The sequence below is a fragment of the Ureibacillus sp. 179-F W5.1 NHS genome, assembly GCF_045369345.1.
In the GTDB taxonomy this organism is placed as follows: Bacteria; Bacillota; Bacilli; order Bacillales_A; family Planococcaceae; genus Ureibacillus; species Ureibacillus halotolerans.
Map to the genome: position 1 here is coordinate 16369 of NZ_JBIQFG010000037.1, position 16736 is coordinate 33104.

Genomic DNA, 16736 nt, shown 5'->3' on the forward strand with positions numbered 1-16736 from the left:
GGAGGATTATTTTGTTTCAAGTATTTTGTATTTTTATACCGATACTAGCCGCCCTTTTTATGCCTTTCTTTTTTAAGAAAGTACGTCCTATACATACTGGTTGGTTTGTTTTAATTGTACCTGTTTTTTTAGTAACCTTTTATGCGATTTACGTTCCAATTATCGCAGATGGTGATACGGTTATATCCGAATTCGATTGGATCCCATCCCTCGGAATTTCCTTTGTATCCTATCTAGATGGGTTGAGTCTATTATTCTCAATCCTTATTTCAGGAATTGGCGCCCTTGTCGTGTTATATTCCATTTTTTATTTAGATCGTTCGAAAGAGCAGCTACATAATTTTTATATTTATTTATTAATGTTTATGTCGGCTATGCTCGGAGTCGTTCAATCAGACAATACAATTACTCTTTACTTATTTTGGGAGTTAACATCGATTTCTTCCTTTTTATTAATTGGCTATTGGTTCCATCGAGATAAATCTCGTTTCGGCGCACTAAAATCAATGATGATAACGGTTGCAGGCGGTATGATGATGCTAGGTGGATTTGTTTTACTATCCATCATAGGAAATACATTCTCGATTCGAGAATTGATCAACCAAGCACCAGAATTGGCCACAAATGATTTTTTCGTACTTGCCCTTATATTAATTTTACTAGGAGCATTTACTAAATCTGCCCAATTCCCATTTTATATTTGGTTGCCAGATGCAATGGAAGCGCCAACACCAGTTAGTGCTTACCTACACTCTGCAACAATGGTTAAAGCAGGGATTTATCTTGTAGCAAGATTTACTCCGATATTCGCCCAATCAGAAATATGGATTTGGTTAGTAGCTGGTATTGGATTACTCACTTTATTCTGGGGATCTTTCTTTGCGGTGAAACAAACAGACTTAAAAGGGATTCTTGCTTTCTCAACAGTTAGCCAACTTGGACTTATTATGTCCCTTTTAGGTGTTGGAGCGATTAGTTATCATGTGAACGGTGCGGAAGATACTGTATTTAAATATGCAGCCTTCGCAGCAATCTTTCATTTAATTAACCATGCTACATTTAAAGGCAGTTTGTTCATGATTGCCGGTATTTTAGATCATGAAACAGGTACTCGTGATATCCGAAGACTTGGTGGATTAATGAGCTTAATGCCTATAAGTTTTACCGTTGCACTCATCGGAAGCTTCTCAATGGCTGGTTTACCACCGTTCAACGGCTTCTTGAGTAAAGAAATGTTCTTTACTGCTATGCTATCGATCACTCAGTTTGATTTGTTTAATTTCTCAACATGGAGCATATTGTTCCCAATTATTGCTTGGATCGCAAGTGTATTTACTTTTATTTATAGTTTCTACTTTGTCTTTAGAACCTTTACAGGAAAACTGAAGGTGGATCAATTGCCTAAGAAGCCTCATGAGGCACCAATTGGGATGTTAATATCTCCACTTATTTTAGCGGCATTAGTGATTACGATATTCTTTATTCCAAATTTAGTAGCGGATACATTTGTAAAACCAGCCGTTATGGCGATTCAACCATACTTATATAGCAGTCCAGAGGAAGTAAATATCCACGTAACTGCTTGGCACGGGATTGAGTCACCAGAATTATGGATGACCGTTGGTGTCGTTATCCTTGGGTTATTACTGTTCTTAAGCCTTTCTAAATGGCAAAAGATGTATAATGCGTTACCTACTAAATTAACTTTAAATAATTTATATGATTTTATTATTTATGATCTTTGTGACCAATGGATTGGCCGATTTTCTGGTTTATATATGACAGGATCCATTCGTCGTTATTTAAGCATTATGCTTAGTAGCATGGCCATTATCGTCATCGGCACATTATTTATAAAAGATGCTTTTAAACTATCTTTCGAAGAAGCATCCACGATTCATGTGTATCAAATCATTTTAATTATTGTTTTAGTGATAGGTACAATAACAACGGTTTTCGCCAAATCAAGAATTACTTCCATCGTTGCATTAGGAGCGGTTGGATATACAGTTTCGTTATTCTTTGTTGTGTATAATGCACCAGATTTAGCCCTAACTCAACTTGTAATTGAAACTATTTCAGTTGCGTTATTCCTGTTGGCGTTCTATCATTTACCGAAATTTAAAAAAGAAGAGGAGCGCACACGTTTCAGATTTAGTAAAGCGTTCGTTTCCGTTGCAGTAGGTGCAATGGTTACTTTAGTTGCCCTATCTTCCCACTCGCAAAAACTGTTCCCTTCCATTTCCGAGTATTACAAAGAAACAGTGTACTCATTAGCAGGTGGAGGAAATATTGTAAACGTTATACTTGTTGACTATCGTGGTTTTGATACTTTATTTGAAATCGCCGTGTTGGCAATTGCAGGTATAGCAATTTACGCAATGATAAAATTAAGATTGAGCAGAAAGGAGAAAAAACTATGAAAACTAACGATGTTATAATGCAGTTTACTGCGAAAATTGTCTTTTTCATTATTTTCTTCTATGCTGTTCACATTTTCTTTGCAGGACATTATACACCTGGCGGAGGATTTGTAGGAGGTTTAGTAACATCAAGTGCGATTGTTCTACTAATTATTGCCTTTGATTTAAAAACCGTTCAATCCATTATCCCCATCAATTATATTTATTTAGTTGGGACTGGATTGATTCTCGCCTTAGGTACGGCTGCGTTTTCTATGTTTGTGGATAAACCATTTTTCACGCATTTCTTTGATTATTTCCACTTACCGATTCTAGGAAAAACATCCCTTCATACAGCAGCATTGTTTGATTTAGGGGTATATTTGGTTGTTGTTGGTGTGACGATGACCATTATTCAAACGATTGGGGAGGATGAATAATGGAAATAGTAATGGCTTTTGTATGCGGCTTATTATTTATGGCCGCCATTTACTTAATACTATCTAAAAGTCTTCTTCGTATTATTATTGGAACAGGTTTACTTAGTCACGGTGCCCATCTACTCATCTTAACTATGGGGGGCTTTAAAGGCAGTGCACCACCCGTTTTAAGTGATGGTATTACAGACTTTGTTGATCCTCTTCCACAGGCGTTAATTTTAACAGCTATCGTTATTAGCTTTGGCGTAACAGCATTCTTTTTAGTTCTTGCTTATCGTGCATATCAAGAAATTAAAACGGATGACATGACGTTAATGAAAGGAAGTGAAGACAATGAATAACTTTCTTTTATTACCAATCATTATTCCATTTTTCTTCGGTATGTTATTAATATTTGGGCAAAAGAAATTAGCTTATCAACGAATAACGACATTGTTAGGACTTCTTCTTTCCATCCTTTGTGCATTTGGTTTAGTCGCCAATGTGTATGAAAATGGTCCACAAACCGTTACTCTTGGTAATTGGCCAGCACCATTTGGGATTACAATGGTATCCGATATGGTCTCTGCCTTACTCGTACTAACTACTTTAATTTTGACGTTCTTCATCGTATGGTACGGGTTTGAATCCATTGGAAAAGAACGTGAACAGTTTTTCTATTACCCCGCAGTCATGTTTATCATCGTGGGTGTCAATGGTGCTTTTACAACAGGGGATATATTTAACCTTTTTGTATTCTTTGAAGTGTTATTAATGGCTTCGTACCTTTTAATCGTCCTTGGAGGAGAAAAAGCACAGTTACAAGAATCGATTAAATACATACTAGTGAATGTTATTTCATCAGCATTCTTTGTTATAACCGTTGCTTTTCTTTATTCAGTAGTAGGAACACTTAATATGGCGGATATTTCCCAGAAAATCGCTGAAATTAATCAACCAGGAATTTTAACCGTCATTGCTGTACTGTTTTTATTAGTATTCGGTATGAAAGCGGCCATTTTCCCACTTTATTTTTGGTTACCTGGCGCATATTCTGCACCACCCATTCCTGTATTGGCTTTATTTGGTGCATTGCTTACAAAAGTCGGTGTATATGCTATTACACGTACATATACGTTATTTTTTACGCAAGAATTTGCTTACACCCATGAATTACTATTAATATTATCGATTCTTACAATCGTTGCTGGATGTATCGGTGCCCTTGCCCACTTTGATGTAAAACAAATTATTATCTACAACATTGTAATTGCAGTTGGGGTCATCTTATTTGGTGTAGCACAAATGAATGAAGCTGGTCTAGAAGGAGCTATGTTCTATTTAATCCATGACATGATCATTAAGGCAGCTTTATTTATGCTCATTGGAATCGTCATTTATGTAACAGGTACAACTAACTTACGAAAAATGGGCGGACTTATGAAGACATACCCAGCATTAGGTTGGTTTTACTTGATTGCAGCCCTCGGTTTGGCTGGGGTTCCTCCTTTAAGTGGATTTATTGGAAAATTACTGATCGTCCAAGGTGGATTTGAGGCGGGGAATATATGGACTAGCGTTTTCATCCTAGCTTCTAGTATTGTTGTTCTCCTATCTGTTATGCGTATTTTCATTTATGCCTTCTGGGGAGAACAAGGACAACTTGCAACTCATGTTGAGAAAAAGAAATATCATCGTCTCTTTTTCCCTACCATGTTGTTAGTAATCGTTTCCATTTTTTACGGAATCGGTACAGAATGGTTAACTCCATTTATTAAACAAGCAGCAAATGTTTTAATGGATCCTTCCATTTATATTGATGCGGTTATGAAAGGAGGAGAATAAATGTCCTTTCAAATTTTGTTAAATTTATTTTTAGCCTTTTTATGGATGTTTTTATCCTCAAACTATTCATTATCGAGATTTATAATTGGTTATTTATTAGGACTTCTCGTTATTATTGCATTACGGAAATTCTTTAAAACTAATCTTTATATTGATCGAGTATGGGCTGTCATTAAATTAATTGTTTTATTTATTAAAGAATTAATTTTAGCAAACGTTTCCGTATTAACCCTTGTTATTAAGCCGAAGCTCGCTTTAAAACCAGCCATTTTTAAGTACAATACACAGTTAACGGAGGATTGGGAGATTACTCTATTATCAAGTTTAATCACTTTAACTCCAGGGACTGTTGTTGTCCATGTGTCCGATGATTCTAAATCATTATTTATCCATGTGATTGATAGTAATGATATAGATGAAACAATTGATTCCATTAAATATTCTTTTGAAAAAGCCATTTTGGAGGTGAGCCGTTCATGACATACTTTTTTTGGGGAGCAACCATCGTTGTCGTTTTATCGATTGTTGCCCTTCTCTACCGTCTTGTAAAAGGCCCAAATCCTTCTGACCGAGTTGTTGCATTGGATGCTATAGGTGTGGCACTCATTTGTTTAGTTGGACTCTTTTCCATCGTGTTCGATACGAGTTTCTTTTTAGAGATTATATTATTATTGGCGATTTTATCTTTCATCGGAACAATTGCCTTCTCTAAATTTATAGAGAAAGGAGATATTATTACCCGTGACAATTCTCGCTAATATCTTGATCGTATTTTTTATAGTAGCTGGTCTAGTATTTATCGTTGTATCAGCTATCGGTTTATTTCGCTTACCCGATCTTTATACACGAACACACGCTGCTTCTAAAAGCTCAACCCTCGGCGTTATGTGTATTTTAATCGGTGTATTCTTACACTTTTGGTTAATTAAAGATCATTTTAATCCGTCCATTCTTTTAGGGGTATTATTCCTTTTTATAACAGGCCCTGTGGGAGGACATATAATGAGTCGCTCTTCCTATATCGCCGGAATCAAACCATGGTCCGGAACGGTACGAGATGACTTAAAAGATGAAATTGAACGAATGAAAAAAGAACAAAATATTAAGGAATAGGCAATTCCGTCCTATGAAAAGGAAAAAGAAGCACGAAATGATTCGCGCTTCTTTTTTTAGTAGAATCTTCTATATGGTCTACGTCTACGTGGGTAAGGATATGGGTAAAATGGATAATGTGGATAGGGATAATAAGGCCTACCATAAAAAGGTCTTCCAGGGTAAATAACATTACCTAATAATCCACCTAAAAAACCACCTAGAAAAGGATAACCAAATTGATTAAATCCACCATAGCCACCATAAAAATTTGTCACGATTATCTACCTCCTTCTCTTTAGTAACATATGTTAAAAAAGAGAGGAAACCTATGGGATATGCCCACTTGTAATTAGTTGTTTTGTTCACCTAATCTTTCAACGAAAGTAGCTAATGTTCTAACCATTACGCCAGTTCCACCTTTTGGTCCTAAATCATATGATGATGAAGCATCAGATGTACCGGCAATATCTAAATGAATCCAAGGGGTATCCCCTACAAATTCACCTACAAATCCACCACCAAAAATCATATGACCATCACTACCAGGGGAATTATTTAAATCTGCAATATCCGATTTACGGATACGTTTTTTATCTCTTTCTGTAAGGGGCATTCCCCAAACAAATTCACCCGTTTCAATACTTGCCTCTATGAATGCATCAAAGAAGGCTTCATTATTTGTTAAAGAGCCAGTTTTATCATAACCTAATGCTGTAATAACTCCACCTGTTAATGTCGCAACATCAATTAAAGAAGTAGCTCCTTGTTGTTTCGCATAAGTAACTGCATCTGCCAACACAAGACGTCCTTCAGCATCCGTATTTAATACTTCTACCGTTTTCCCACTGTACGTTGTAATAACGTCATCTGGTTTAAAGGCTTCACCTGAAATCATATTGTCCGTTGAACCAATTACAGCAACAACGTTTTTGTTTGGACGGGATTCACCGATAATTTTCATCGCACCTAAAACAGCAGCTGCTCCTCCCATATCACCTTTCATACCGACCATGCCTGTTTTCGTCTTAATGGAATAGCCACCAGTATCATACGTTACTCCTTTACCGACTAATCCGATCGCATCTTCCCATTTCTCAGTTGCTTGATATTTAATCGTAATAAGGCGTGGTTCCTCTACAGAGCCTTTATTAACACTTAGAATACCGCCCATCCCTAATTCTTCTAATTCTTTCTTCGTTAAAATTTCAATTTCAAAGTCATATTGTTTCGCTAATTTTTCTGCATAATTCGCTAGTTCTGTTGCAGTTAATAAGTTTGGAGGTAAATTGACTAAATTACGGGCTTCATTTACAGCGTCTGCATAAATTTTACCTACTTCAAAACTTGCAGCAATTTCATCGATATCCGCCTTTGTCACAAAATGAACTGCATCCATATAAACTTCTACTTCATTTGACGATGTTTTATAGTGGGGTACTTGATAGAATCCTAGACCCGTTCCTTCAGCAAAAAGATACGCAATCGTTTGCTCGTCAATTGGGCTTGCTGTAAAGGACTCTAACCAAATTGTACATTCACTTGCCTTTAGAGCTCTCAACTCTTTCCCTACTAAACCAAACGTTTCTCTTAATTCGTTTTCTGTTAAAGTTTTTGTATCACCTAAACCAACGAATAAAACCCGTTTAATATGTTCATTTTGTCCTATGTAAGGAATTTTTGTCATTTTCTTACGTTCAGTTTGAATATCTCCCGAACGAATCCAATTCTCAACGTTTTCACCATAGAATGATACAAAATTACTCCATCCTTCAATATGGTCGCAATTTTTTTGTACTCCAACGATTAGTAATTCGGTCGTTACTTGCTCAAAATTTTTTGGTTCTTTAACATTTTTCATTTGATATCCCCCTTTATTTATAATTTTATTATAGTAAAGAGTTAGCTATTTATCGAATATTTCGAATTACGAATTGATTATAAATGTTTTGCTATCATTCGGTTATGCTATACTTGAAACAAAAAAGAAAGGTAGGGAATGTTTGTTTTGGGATTACTTCAAAATACCCCTTTACTTTTATCTATTTTTTCCATTTTATTTGCCCAATTCATAAAAGTACCAATCCATTTTGCTTTCACTAAAAAACTAGATTGGTCATTAATGACGTCAACGGGTGGTATGCCTAGCTCCCATTCTGCTGCAGTAACGAGTTTAGCAACAGCAGTCGGATTTGAAACAGGTCTTGATTCTCCTACCTTTGCAGTAGCGGCTATGTTTGCTGGAATCGTCATGTATGATGCCATTGGCGTACGTTATCAAGCTGGTCAACATGCAGCAATTATTAACCGTATGCGAAATGAATTAGCTGTTTTTTTCCGTAAAATTAAACATTGGCCTGAAAAGGATGAAAATGAAAAAATTCAAGAATTAAAAACTTTACTCGGTCATAAACCGAGCGAAGTATTTTCTGGTGCCATTACGGGAATTTTAATTTCTATCATTTTTTATACACTAGTCCTTTAATTAATGAATAAAAGCGTATTTGAGATATTTATGCCCTCCCTTTTCTTTCGAGTGAAGAGTATTACCATTCTCAAATACGCTTTTCTTAAATAAAAAATGGCTAACTGCTAAAAAGGATAACAAAATAAAGAAGACTGACTCAAACATGAGCCAGTCCCTTTTTAGAACATTCGATATCCCGCTTTTCGAAGATAGATCATGACAAATCCAGCTACGATGGCCCCTGCAAATCCACCTATTAAAATGGAAATATCAACGACTTGTAATGCTTGAATTTTGTCTACTAACGCTGGGAAAGCTGTCCCAGGTTTAACAATATAATCTAAAAAACTTACTTCATCAATAATAAATACAACGACGATTGGATAAACGATAGCCATTAACCAAGTCATACGTAAAAGCATGTTTAATAAGAAACCGATTCCAAAAAACATGACGAAGAAAAGTACGACTGAGATGATTAATTGCACTAACGAAACTGAACCACTCATATTATGTATAACCTCCGTTTTCCTCTCATTAGTTTACATGATAAGAGGCTAGCTTTCAAATATAAAAAGTGGATGTCTCACAAACTGAGACACCCACTTTTAATCTATCCTGCTTTTACAACTCCACCATTTATAAAACGAGGACTATTCCACAGTTGAATCCATTTCTTCACAGCAGTTACGACGATGATTAACCCTAAAATAAGCATGATGATTGATAACACGCCATTTAATACGGAATAGCCTGATGCAGCACTATTCCAATAAACATTTTTCACCATCCATATTCCCGCAACATTCACTGTAATATATAAATAAATTAATGGAATGAGACAGGTCCACACATAAATTCGTTTCGTTGCCATTTTCAGAATTACTGTAGCTCCTACTACTAAACCAATAGATGCCATTAATTGATTGGAGACACCAAACAGTGCCCAAATCGGCCCAATTTCTCCTGAGTACAATAAATATCCCCATAGGAAACAAGCTAAAGCACTAGCAAAAATCGCACCAGGCAGCCAGTCTGTTCGCTTTAACGGTTTGACAACTTCCCCTACGAAATCTTGAATTAAATACCGCGCAACCCTTGTTCCCGCATCAATGGCAGTTAAAATAAACACCGCTTCAAACATAATGACAAATTGATAGAAGTAGGAAGATAAATTACTGAACCATGGAATACCTGTGAAGATTTGGGTCATCCCTACCGCCAGTGAAACGCCCCCACCAGTCCGTCCTTCCAAATCCATTCCAATACTTTGGGATAGTGTTGCTAAATTAACCGGTTCCATCCCTAAAGTAGCATATACTGCAGGTGCAGCATTAATTGCAAAGTAGTCCCCTGGATGTAATGCTGTTGCAGCAATTAACGCCATTACCCCAACTAAACTTTCAACAAGCATGGCACCAAAACCAACAACTCGAATGTCTTCCCATCGATTTAACATTTTAGGCGTTGTACCGGAACCGATAAATGCATGGAACCCGGATATCGCCCCACAAGCAATTGTAATCGAAACAAACGGCCAAACGGGACCTGCTACAATTGGTCCTCCACCATGAACAAATTCTGTTACAGCTGGGAATTGAATGATTGGATTTACAAAAAATACTCCAGCGATTAATGCAATGAATACACCAATTTTCATAAAGCTACTTAAATAGTCTCTAGGTGCTAGTAAAAACCATACAGGCAAAGCAGCAGCGAAAAAGGCATAGACAGGTAAAATAATCGCTAACGTTTGGCGATCAAAAGTTAAAAAATCACCAAGGGCCGTTCCTTGTATATAAGGACCAACAAACACACCTATAATTAATAAAATAAATCCAATAGCTGAAGTAACAAGTAAATTGCCCGTTTTCTTATACGCCACTCCAACTAGCATCGCAATCGGAATGGTAATAGCAACAGCAAAAGTTCCCCAAGGATTTCTTTCTAATGCACCGAGCACAACCATGGACAATCCTGCCATTGTAATCGTAATAATAAACAACATAGCAAGACCGGTACAGAACCCTGCAACGGGACCTAGTTCTTCCTTCATTACTTCTGAAAGCGATTTCCCATTTCGGCGCATAGATGCAAATAAAACGACAGCGTCATGAACTGCACCACCAATAACTGCCCCAATAAGAAGCCATAAAAGTCCAGGTAAATAACCAAATTGAGCTGCTAATACGGGCCCTACTAATGGCCCAGCTGCCGCAATAGCGGCGAAGTGATGACCGAAAGCTACCCATTTGTTTGTCGGTACATAGTCTTTCCCATCATTGTATACATGAGCTGGTGTAGGTTCCTTTTCATTAATTCTTAGAACTTTTTTCGTAAAGAAATAGCCATATAATCGGTAGCCAATAATTAAAACACACACGGCCCCAATTACAATGGATAAAGCATTCATAACTTCCCTCCATCCTTACCGGATATTTAAGTAAAAAACAGTATACTGGGCTTATGAATCTCTCTATTTTTTTAGATGTAAAGTAGCTCGAGCACTTTCCATAAAGATATGAAAGTACCATTTATAACATGCATACAACGATATGTACTTTAAACAAATTTACAAAATCGCCTTCCTATTTATGAAAGAATAATTTATAAGCAGTATATTGAAAAATATCTCCTGGGTTAACTCCCTCTATTTTATATAGTTGATGATTGGCCAGTTGCTGATGGGCCATTTCCTCTAACATAACGGAAGACTCTCCTTTTCTAGCAATTTCATCCTCTGTTAACCATTGAACGTCAGAAAGTTCTAGTTCCTGAATTTGAATCGGCTGATTCTCATCTTCCATGCGACAAAGGAAAATTGCCATATTATCGCTAATTTCTTCCCGAATCACTCCAGACCGAAAACCGATTAACCCTGTCACTTCACAATCTATACCTGTTTCTTCTTTCACTTCACGAACTACTGCCTGATCCGCCGTTTCTCCTGCTTGAACAAAGCCAGCTGGCAATGACCATACCCCTTTTAACCCGCTATATTTCTTTTTTACAACAAGCCATTTTCCTTCTGAATTCATAACCACGCCCGCTACCCCAAGCCAAACTTTCCCTCTATCCTTTTTCATACCTATTCCCCTTTTTTAGTAAAAACACTTTTCCATTTATTATACTCTTTTCCGTATAAATAGAAAAAATCTTCTTGAAGGACTATACCTACCAAGAAGATTTATATAAAAATTCCATTTTATGTTGTATTGCCTATTACTCACAAACTTCCGGTGTACCTTCAACTTTTGCTGTTCTAAATGAAGTACCACAGCCACATGATGCGATAGCGTTTGGATTGTCGATAGTGAAGCCACCACCCATTAAAGATTGCTTATAGTCAATTTTTGTTCCCATTAAGATTGGTGCATCTTCTCGGGAAACAAGAATTTTCAAACCGTGTTGTTCATCTACATAATCGTCGTCATTTTGAGTGTGATCAAAATTCATACCGTAAGAAAGACCACTACAACCGCCACCATGTACAGCTACTCGTAAAAAAGAACCTTCTTCTTCATTGTGCTGTTGCATTTCCTTCACACGAAATGATGCAGCCTCAGTTAACTCAATGACTTTCTTTTCACTTGTCATCCCATTCACCTTCCTTCTAGTTATAATCATATCAAGGAGAGAAACAAAAGAAAAGATATGTGCTTTTTGTTTCCTCAAACTTTTTTCAATTCTATTTAACATTATGAACATTCATATTTACCGATAAATAGTCCATTAGATTCACTACATTAAAAACAAAAATAGATATAATAGTCATATATTATATAAAGATGAGGGGTCCAATCGATGGAATTGTCACCATTCTATGAGAAGAAAGTTGAATGTTTATGTTGCAAAAAATCATTTCCGACGTTTAAAGTACGATCTAAATCTGTTAAAGTACACCATACTGATAGCGATTTTTGTCCTACTTATTCTGATTCAACCGTTAATGCATTATACTACAATGTTTTTGTTTGTGAGCATTGCGGCTTTTCTTTTACAGAAGATTTTTCAAAATACTTTCAACCTGGAGTAAAGGAGGAAATTAGTGCCCAAATTTCCGATAAATGGACGAAACGATCGTTTAATAACGAAAGAACAAATACCCAAGCATTGGAAGCGTACAAGCTAGCCTTTATGTGTGGACTATTAAAAAAGGAGAAAGCCGTCACGTTAGCAGGTTTAACTTTGCGAATTGCTTGGCTTTATCGAAGTATACATAATCTCGAACAAGAAAAACGGTTTATAAAAATCGCACGAGATCAATACTTAACATCCTTTTCCAATGAAGATTACGTAGGTACTCAAATGTCAAATACCCGTATTTTGTATATGATAGCGGAGTTATCTAGAAGAATAGAAGATTACGACTTAGCCACTCGCTTTTTCTCAAAAGTAATCGAAAATCAACAAGCAAGTGGTGAAGCTAAACTTTTAAATATGGCAAAAGAACAATGGCAACTTGTTCGTTCAGCTCGGGAACAAAGTCGTGACCAATCTTCTGCCAACTAATGAAAAAAACTAACGTCTACATTCGTAAACGTTAGTTTTTTCATTCATTAAAATACTTGTTCAACTTCAACGATTCCAGGTACTTCTTCTAATAGAGCACGTTCAATACCTGCTTTTAAAGTAATTGTAGAACTTGGGCAGCTTCCGCATGCGCCTAATAAGCGTAAACGTACAACACCATCTTCAACATCCACTAATTCACAGTCTCCACCATCGCGTAGTAAAAATGGGCGTAATTTATCTAAAACTTCTTGTACTTGTTCTTTTTGTTCTAAATCTGTCATTTTTCTCGACTCCTTTCACTAAAATTATTATAATGTGAAGAAACAAAAAAATCCATAATTCCGTATTATGAAAGGTTGTTAAATTATGACAGAAAATCATCCCGTTATCGAAGTTTTTGGTGCAGAAGTCATTTGTGCCAGCTGTGTCAATGCTCCTTCTTCAAAAGATACATATGAATGGCTACAAGCTGCCATTAGCCGCAAATTCCCTGAGCAACCATTTACAATCCGCTATATCGATATTGAGCAACCTCTAGAAAGCACGCGAGATCAAGAATGGGCAGAACGTATTCAAAATGATGAATTTTTCTACCCACTTGTTCTCATCAATAATGAAGTCATCGGTGAAGGTTATATTCAAATTCAACCGGTCTTTTCAACATTAGAAAAACTTGGCTTTGTTCCAGCCGAATAAAATTTATTTATTGAAACAAAATCATTTTATAATGATTTTGTTTTTATTATGTTTGTTTTAATTGAAAATTATTTACCCTTATTGAGAATCGTTCTGACGTTTGTACATCCAAAGTAAACCTGATTTCATTAAGCGGGCAATCCGTCCTGTAACTGTTGTATCCGCTAAATGAACAAATCCTTGTTTTTTACCTAAAGAGCCCATAAAGCCTTTTAATTTAATTTCGGGCATTTTTTCAGGAAGAGGCTCGTTATTCCAACGATGTTTTAAAACTTTTACAATTCGTTCCCCTTGTTCTTCTGCAAGCTGGGCACTAGCAGGTAAATCAGATGATGCACAATCCCCTACTACAAAAACATGTTCATCATCAACTAAGTGGAAATATTGAGTAACAAGCGGACGACCTTTTTTATCTTTTTCCGCATCCATCTCACGAACGATTTTTACTGGTTGGACTCCAGCAGTCCAAACGACAGCATCTACTTCAATCACTTCGTCTTTATTATATAAACGAGTAGGTTCTACTTTCGTAATATTAGATTCTGCAATTACTTCTACATTATTTTTTATAAACCATTCTTTTACATACTTACTTAACTTTTCTGGGAAAGCTCGTAAAATACGTGGAGAACGGTCAAATAATTTAATTTTTAAATCCGAACGACTTTCACGTAATTCACTAGCAAGTTCAATTCCACTTAAACCTGCACCTACAATTCCTACGACAGAGCCTGGTGGTAATCCACAAAGCTTTTCAAAGGTTGTACGTGATTTCGCAATTGTTTGTATACTATAACTGTTTTCTTCTGCTCCAGGAACACCATGATAGTCGTCTTCACAACCTAATCCAATTACTAAATCATCATAAGGAATAAATTGGCCATCCTCTAAAATAACCTTTTTTTCCTTTCGATCAATTTTCGTAATTTCTCCATATACCGTTTCTAATCTCTCATTTTCTGGGAAGTTAACACGAACATTTTTATCCGTTGTTGTTCCAGCTGCAAGAGCATAAAATTCTGTTTTCAAACTATGGAATGGTGTACGATCAACTAATGTAATTTTTGTATCTTGTGGAAAGTTGTTTGGTAATAGGCGTAACAAAATACGCATATTGCCATAGCCCCCACCTAGTAATACTAGTCTTTTCATAAAAAAATACTCCCCTATATCTCTTTTGTAATTGTGTAAGCCATCGTTCACAATTTATCCATAAAGAGTATATCTTATTGTGAGATGTTTCACAATATATTTTAGAAATTTTTTGTGAAGAATTTCACAAAAATTTATTCTTTGACGAAACATGTAAAACAGAGTAGCATGTCACTAGAGTGAGGTGAAAATGCAGTTGAATCCATTAGTAGAGTTTTGCATTAGCAATCTAGCAAAAGGTGCTCAAGAAACTTATGACATATTAGAAAATGACCCAGATATTGATGTCCTTGAATATGGATGTTTAAGTTACTGTAGTTTGTGTGACCAAACTTTTTATGCTCTTGTAAATGGGGATATCGTAGAAGCCGATACACCCGATGAACTGACTAAAAAGATTTATCAATATATAGAGGAAAATCCCCTTTTCTAATAAAAGTATATCCATAAAGAAATCCGCGCACTGTTACGTACGCGGATTTCTTTATATTTTTACTTCATCTAAGTTTTCTACACAATAAGTTGGTTTTTGATCCTTCTGTAACACTATAGAAGTACTAGTTACTCCAGTGTTGACATGAATTGTATCACAGCCAAATCGAATACCACATAAAATATCTGTATCATAATTGTCACCAACCATGACCATATCCTCTTTTGCCAATCCAAACTCTTGCTGGATGACTTCAAGCATGACTGGGGAAGGTTTTCCAATATAAGTCGGTTCAACTGCAGCGACATTCGCTACTAAATTGACAAAGGAACCGTTACCAGGTAGGAACCCTAGTTCAGAAGGGAATCGGACATCTTCATTCGTCCCAATTAATTTTGCTCCACCTTGAACAGCGAGGGAAGCTTTTACTAATTTCATATAGTCTACCGTTCGATCAATGCCCATTACAACTACATCTGGTCGCGCTTCATCTGTGTCCACTATTCGTATTCCTTCTGCCTCTAATGCTGTACGAATTCCATCTGAACCGACCATAAAAATCGTTGCCTTATCAAAATGTTCTGCAACATATTTAGCCGTCGTTAATGCACTCGAATAAATGCGAAAAGTTGGTGTATCAATTCCAATATTGGCTAAAGCCTGTTGCAGTTGCTCCCTTGTTTTGGACGAATTGTTCGTTACGAAAAAATAATCGATATTTTCTTGTTGTAACTGATGAATAAAACGAACTGCTGAATCAATACCTTTTTTTCCTCGATACACTGTTCCGTCTAAATCGAAACAATAGGCTTTATAGTTTTTCATGCCTCATTCTCCGGTAAAAAGGCTGAAACAGGACCAAGTTCGTTTTCTAAGTAAGCCGCTACTAATGGAGAGAATTGTTTAATCGCATTTAAACTATCTGTTAGCACTTTTAACACATGTTCATTATCCACGTTAATAAATTCCCTTACGATCATTTTTCTCAAGCCTACAACGTCTTTTAAAGGCTTTTCCATTTCACTCGTTACAACTTTTTCATCGATTAATATATCGATGATGTCTTCATAACTACCAGGATCACGCATAATAAATCCATCTATAATATAATTCCCTACATCCATCATTGCTTCCATAGTATTATGGGCAATGCGTTGTAAAGCTAATTTTGAAATATCATCTTTTAGCCAATTCTCTTCTTTTTCAAAAATTGATAGTATCTCATCTAAATGTTTTAACGTAATTGTTATTTTATTTCGATCTACAAAATACATAATGGTTCCCCCATTCAAATCTAAAAAGGTTGATAGTACTTTCTCTTCTATAGTAACATATTCTAGAGAATTGGAAGGAGTACTATACAATATGGAGCGATTTTTCTTATATGATGATGTAGAAGATACAAAAACTAGATTTGTTAGTTTCACAGGGAAAAAAATACGATATGATTTAGCTATTATGCAGTCTACTCGATTTTTCGGAAAAGTGTTAGTACTAGACATGCAAATGGGGCGCTTTGCGATTATTGGACAAGATGATGTAGAAGAACCAGGCTACTTGGAACACGTTTTTAATAAATCGGAAGAAGAAGCGGAAGATTTAAGAGAATATTTAACAGAATTATTAGCATAAAAAAATGAGGCTGGGACAAAACCCACCTCTGAAATGAAAAGCCGGTGAAATTTTACGATAAGTAAAATTTCACCGGCTTTGAT

At 36.1% G+C, this 16736-nt stretch carries 22 protein-coding genes; 12 read left to right on the plus strand and 10 right to left on the minus strand.

Annotated features, from left to right (window positions below; translation table 11 throughout):
• The first annotated feature begins 11 nt into the window (after positions 1-11).
• Genes ACH0B5_RS14160 through mnhG form a run of 7 tightly spaced genes read left to right on the plus strand, consistent with a single transcriptional unit; the run spans position 12 to position 5779 of the window.
• A complete protein-coding gene (locus ACH0B5_RS14160; RefSeq protein ID WP_406928007.1) occupies positions 12-2423 on the plus strand; it encodes a Na+/H+ antiporter subunit A in 2412 nt (803 codons plus the stop codon).
• The gene (locus ACH0B5_RS14165; RefSeq protein WP_122972190.1) at positions 2420-2842 is read left to right on the plus strand and encodes a Na(+)/H(+) antiporter subunit B; all 423 of its coding nucleotides are present in this window, start codon (positions 2420-2422) and stop codon (positions 2840-2842) included. Before ACH0B5_RS14160 ends, ACH0B5_RS14165 begins: the two co-directional genes overlap by 4 nt.
• Positions 2842-3183, plus strand: coding sequence for a Na(+)/H(+) antiporter subunit C (locus ACH0B5_RS14170; RefSeq protein ID WP_122972189.1), 342 nt, complete (start codon positions 2842-2844; stop codon positions 3181-3183). Before ACH0B5_RS14165 ends, ACH0B5_RS14170 begins: the two co-directional genes overlap by 1 nt.
• Complete coding sequence (locus ACH0B5_RS14175) at positions 3176-4666, plus strand: Na+/H+ antiporter subunit D (protein ID WP_406928008.1); 1491 nt, start codon at positions 3176-3178, stop codon at positions 4664-4666. Before ACH0B5_RS14170 ends, ACH0B5_RS14175 begins: the two co-directional genes overlap by 8 nt.
• Positions 4667-5146 (plus strand): Na+/H+ antiporter subunit E, encoded by a 480-nt coding sequence (locus ACH0B5_RS14180; protein WP_122972187.1) that lies wholly within the window; start codon positions 4667-4669, stop codon positions 5144-5146. It begins immediately after the preceding gene.
• Positions 5143-5424 (plus strand): Na(+)/H(+) antiporter subunit F1, encoded by a 282-nt coding sequence (locus ACH0B5_RS14185; protein ID WP_122972186.1) that lies wholly within the window; start codon positions 5143-5145, stop codon positions 5422-5424. The genes ACH0B5_RS14180 and ACH0B5_RS14185 overlap by 4 nt, the downstream gene beginning before the upstream one ends.
• Positions 5408-5779 (plus strand): monovalent cation/H(+) antiporter subunit G, encoded by a 372-nt coding sequence (gene mnhG / locus ACH0B5_RS14190; protein ID WP_122972185.1) that lies wholly within the window; start codon positions 5408-5410, stop codon positions 5777-5779. The genes ACH0B5_RS14185 and mnhG overlap by 17 nt, the downstream gene beginning before the upstream one ends.
• A 56-nt stretch (positions 5780-5835) precedes the next feature.
• Here the strand turns inward: mnhG and ACH0B5_RS14195 are convergent, their stop codons facing one another.
• Both ACH0B5_RS14195 and ACH0B5_RS14200 read right to left on the minus strand, forming a co-directional pair.
• Complete coding sequence (locus tag ACH0B5_RS14195) at positions 5836-6036, minus strand: hypothetical protein (protein ID WP_406928009.1); 201 nt, start codon at positions 6034-6036, stop codon at positions 5836-5838.
• A 74-nt stretch (positions 6037-6110) separates the two neighbouring features.
• A complete protein-coding gene (locus ACH0B5_RS14200) occupies positions 6111-7619 on the minus strand; it encodes a leucyl aminopeptidase (RefSeq protein WP_406928010.1) in 1509 nt (502 codons plus the stop codon).
• A gap of 138 nt (positions 7620-7757) precedes the next feature.
• Here ACH0B5_RS14200 and ACH0B5_RS14205 point away from each other — a divergent pair, with 138 nt between their 5' ends.
• On the plus strand, positions 7758-8243 hold the full coding sequence (locus tag ACH0B5_RS14205) for a divergent PAP2 family protein (protein WP_341362502.1): 486 nt from the start codon (positions 7758-7760) through the stop codon (positions 8241-8243).
• Between the two features lie 161 nt (positions 8244-8404).
• Here ACH0B5_RS14205 and ACH0B5_RS14210 read toward each other — a convergent pair whose 3' ends face one another.
• The 4 genes from ACH0B5_RS14210 to ACH0B5_RS14225 form a co-directional block, all read right to left on the minus strand.
• Positions 8405-8734, minus strand: coding sequence for a YuiB family protein (locus tag ACH0B5_RS14210; RefSeq protein ID WP_122972181.1), 330 nt, complete (start codon positions 8732-8734; stop codon positions 8405-8407).
• A 104-nt stretch (positions 8735-8838) separates the two neighbouring features.
• On the minus strand, positions 8839-10638 hold the full coding sequence (locus ACH0B5_RS14215) for a carbon starvation CstA family protein (RefSeq protein ID WP_122972180.1): 1800 nt from the start codon (positions 10636-10638) through the stop codon (positions 8839-8841).
• Between the two features lie 175 nt (positions 10639-10813).
• Positions 10814-11311 (minus strand): NUDIX hydrolase, encoded by a 498-nt coding sequence (locus ACH0B5_RS14220; RefSeq protein ID WP_122972179.1) that lies wholly within the window; start codon positions 11309-11311, stop codon positions 10814-10816.
• Between the two features lie 136 nt (positions 11312-11447).
• Positions 11448-11822 carry a HesB/IscA family protein gene (locus tag ACH0B5_RS14225; protein ID WP_122972178.1) on the minus strand — a complete coding sequence of 125 codons (375 nt, stop codon included), beginning with the start codon at positions 11820-11822 and terminating at the stop codon, positions 11448-11450.
• Positions 11823-12029: 207 nt separating this feature from the next.
• Here ACH0B5_RS14225 and ACH0B5_RS14230 point away from each other — a divergent pair, with 207 nt between their 5' ends.
• A complete protein-coding gene (locus ACH0B5_RS14230) occupies positions 12030-12737 on the plus strand; it encodes a DUF2225 domain-containing protein (RefSeq protein WP_122972177.1) in 708 nt (235 codons plus the stop codon).
• Between the two features lie 47 nt (positions 12738-12784).
• Here the strand turns inward: ACH0B5_RS14230 and ACH0B5_RS14235 are convergent, their stop codons facing one another.
• Positions 12785-13021, minus strand: a complete 237-nt coding sequence (locus ACH0B5_RS14235; RefSeq protein WP_122972176.1) for a NifU family protein — start codon at positions 13019-13021, stop codon at positions 12785-12787.
• 85 nt (positions 13022-13106) lie between these two features.
• Between ACH0B5_RS14235 and ACH0B5_RS14240 the strand changes: the two genes are divergently transcribed.
• Positions 13107-13436 (plus strand): YuzD family protein, encoded by a 330-nt coding sequence (locus ACH0B5_RS14240; protein WP_406928011.1) that lies wholly within the window; start codon positions 13107-13109, stop codon positions 13434-13436.
• 78 nt (positions 13437-13514) lie between these two features.
• On the opposite strand, the gene ACH0B5_RS14245 is transcribed toward ACH0B5_RS14240, so the two are convergent.
• Positions 13515-14588: an NAD(P)/FAD-dependent oxidoreductase gene (locus ACH0B5_RS14245; protein ID WP_122972174.1), complete on the minus strand. Its 1074-nt coding sequence runs from the start codon at positions 14586-14588 to the stop codon at positions 13515-13517.
• A 196-nt stretch (positions 14589-14784) separates the two neighbouring features.
• Between ACH0B5_RS14245 and ACH0B5_RS14250 the strand changes: the two genes are divergently transcribed.
• On the plus strand, positions 14785-15021 hold the full coding sequence (locus tag ACH0B5_RS14250) for a YuzB family protein (RefSeq protein ID WP_122972173.1): 237 nt from the start codon (positions 14785-14787) through the stop codon (positions 15019-15021).
• A 51-nt stretch (positions 15022-15072) separates the two neighbouring features.
• Here the strand turns inward: ACH0B5_RS14250 and ACH0B5_RS14255 are convergent, their stop codons facing one another.
• Entirely contained in the window at positions 15073-15846 is a 774-nt protein-coding gene (locus ACH0B5_RS14255) for a TIGR01457 family HAD-type hydrolase (RefSeq protein ID WP_122972172.1), read from the minus strand.
• The gene (locus ACH0B5_RS14260; protein WP_122972171.1) at positions 15843-16295 is read right to left on the minus strand and encodes a DUF86 domain-containing protein; all 453 of its coding nucleotides are present in this window, start codon (positions 16293-16295) and stop codon (positions 15843-15845) included. Before ACH0B5_RS14260 ends, ACH0B5_RS14255 begins: the two co-directional genes overlap by 4 nt.
• Positions 16296-16386: 91 nt before the next feature.
• Between ACH0B5_RS14260 and ACH0B5_RS14265 the strand changes: the two genes are divergently transcribed.
• Entirely contained in the window at positions 16387-16653 is a 267-nt protein-coding gene (locus tag ACH0B5_RS14265) for a DUF3055 domain-containing protein (RefSeq protein ID WP_406928012.1), read from the plus strand.
• Positions 16654-16736 lie beyond the last annotated feature (83 nt).

Coding starts and splice junctions, on each gene's coding strand:
- ACH0B5_RS14225 (WP_122972178.1), bottom strand. CDS start 11,822: ATGACAAGTGAAAAGAAAGTCATTGAGTTAACTGAGGCTGCATCATTT.
- ACH0B5_RS14235 (WP_122972176.1), bottom strand. CDS start 13,021: ATGACAGATTTAGAACAAAAAGAACAAGTACAAGAAGTTTTAGATAAA.
- ACH0B5_RS14185 (WP_122972186.1), top strand. CDS start 5,143: ATGACATACTTTTTTTGGGGAGCAACCATCGTTGTCGTTTTATCGATT.
- ACH0B5_RS14255 (WP_122972172.1), bottom strand. CDS start 15,846: ATGAAAAACTATAAAGCCTATTGTTTCGATTTAGACGGAACAGTGTAT.
- ACH0B5_RS14240 (WP_406928011.1), top strand. CDS start 13,107: ATGACAGAAAATCATCCCGTTATCGAAGTTTTTGGTGCAGAAGTCATT.
- ACH0B5_RS14200 (WP_406928010.1), bottom strand. CDS start 7,619: ATGAAAAATGTTAAAGAACCAAAAAATTTTGAGCAAGTAACGACCGAA.
- ACH0B5_RS14245 (WP_122972174.1), bottom strand. CDS start 14,588: ATGAAAAGACTAGTATTACTAGGTGGGGGCTATGGCAATATGCGTATT.
- ACH0B5_RS14215 (WP_122972180.1), bottom strand. CDS start 10,638: ATGAATGCTTTATCCATTGTAATTGGGGCCGTGTGTGTTTTAATTATT.
- ACH0B5_RS14220 (WP_122972179.1), bottom strand. CDS start 11,311: ATGAAAAAGGATAGAGGGAAAGTTTGGCTTGGGGTAGCGGGCGTGGTT.
- ACH0B5_RS14230 (WP_122972177.1), top strand. CDS start 12,030: ATGGAATTGTCACCATTCTATGAGAAGAAAGTTGAATGTTTATGTTGC.
- ACH0B5_RS14210 (WP_122972181.1), bottom strand. CDS start 8,734: ATGAGTGGTTCAGTTTCGTTAGTGCAATTAATCATCTCAGTCGTACTT.
- ACH0B5_RS14205 (WP_341362502.1), top strand. CDS start 7,758: ATGTTTGTTTTGGGATTACTTCAAAATACCCCTTTACTTTTATCTATT.
- ACH0B5_RS14180 (WP_122972187.1), top strand. CDS start 4,667: ATGTCCTTTCAAATTTTGTTAAATTTATTTTTAGCCTTTTTATGGATG.
- ACH0B5_RS14165 (WP_122972190.1), top strand. CDS start 2,420: ATGAAAACTAACGATGTTATAATGCAGTTTACTGCGAAAATTGTCTTT.
- ACH0B5_RS14260 (WP_122972171.1), bottom strand. CDS start 16,295: ATGTATTTTGTAGATCGAAATAAAATAACAATTACGTTAAAACATTTA.
- ACH0B5_RS14265 (WP_406928012.1), top strand. CDS start 16,387: ATGGAGCGATTTTTCTTATATGATGATGTAGAAGATACAAAAACTAGA.
- ACH0B5_RS14175 (WP_406928008.1), top strand. CDS start 3,176: ATGAATAACTTTCTTTTATTACCAATCATTATTCCATTTTTCTTCGGT.
- ACH0B5_RS14170 (WP_122972189.1), top strand. CDS start 2,842: ATGGAAATAGTAATGGCTTTTGTATGCGGCTTATTATTTATGGCCGCC.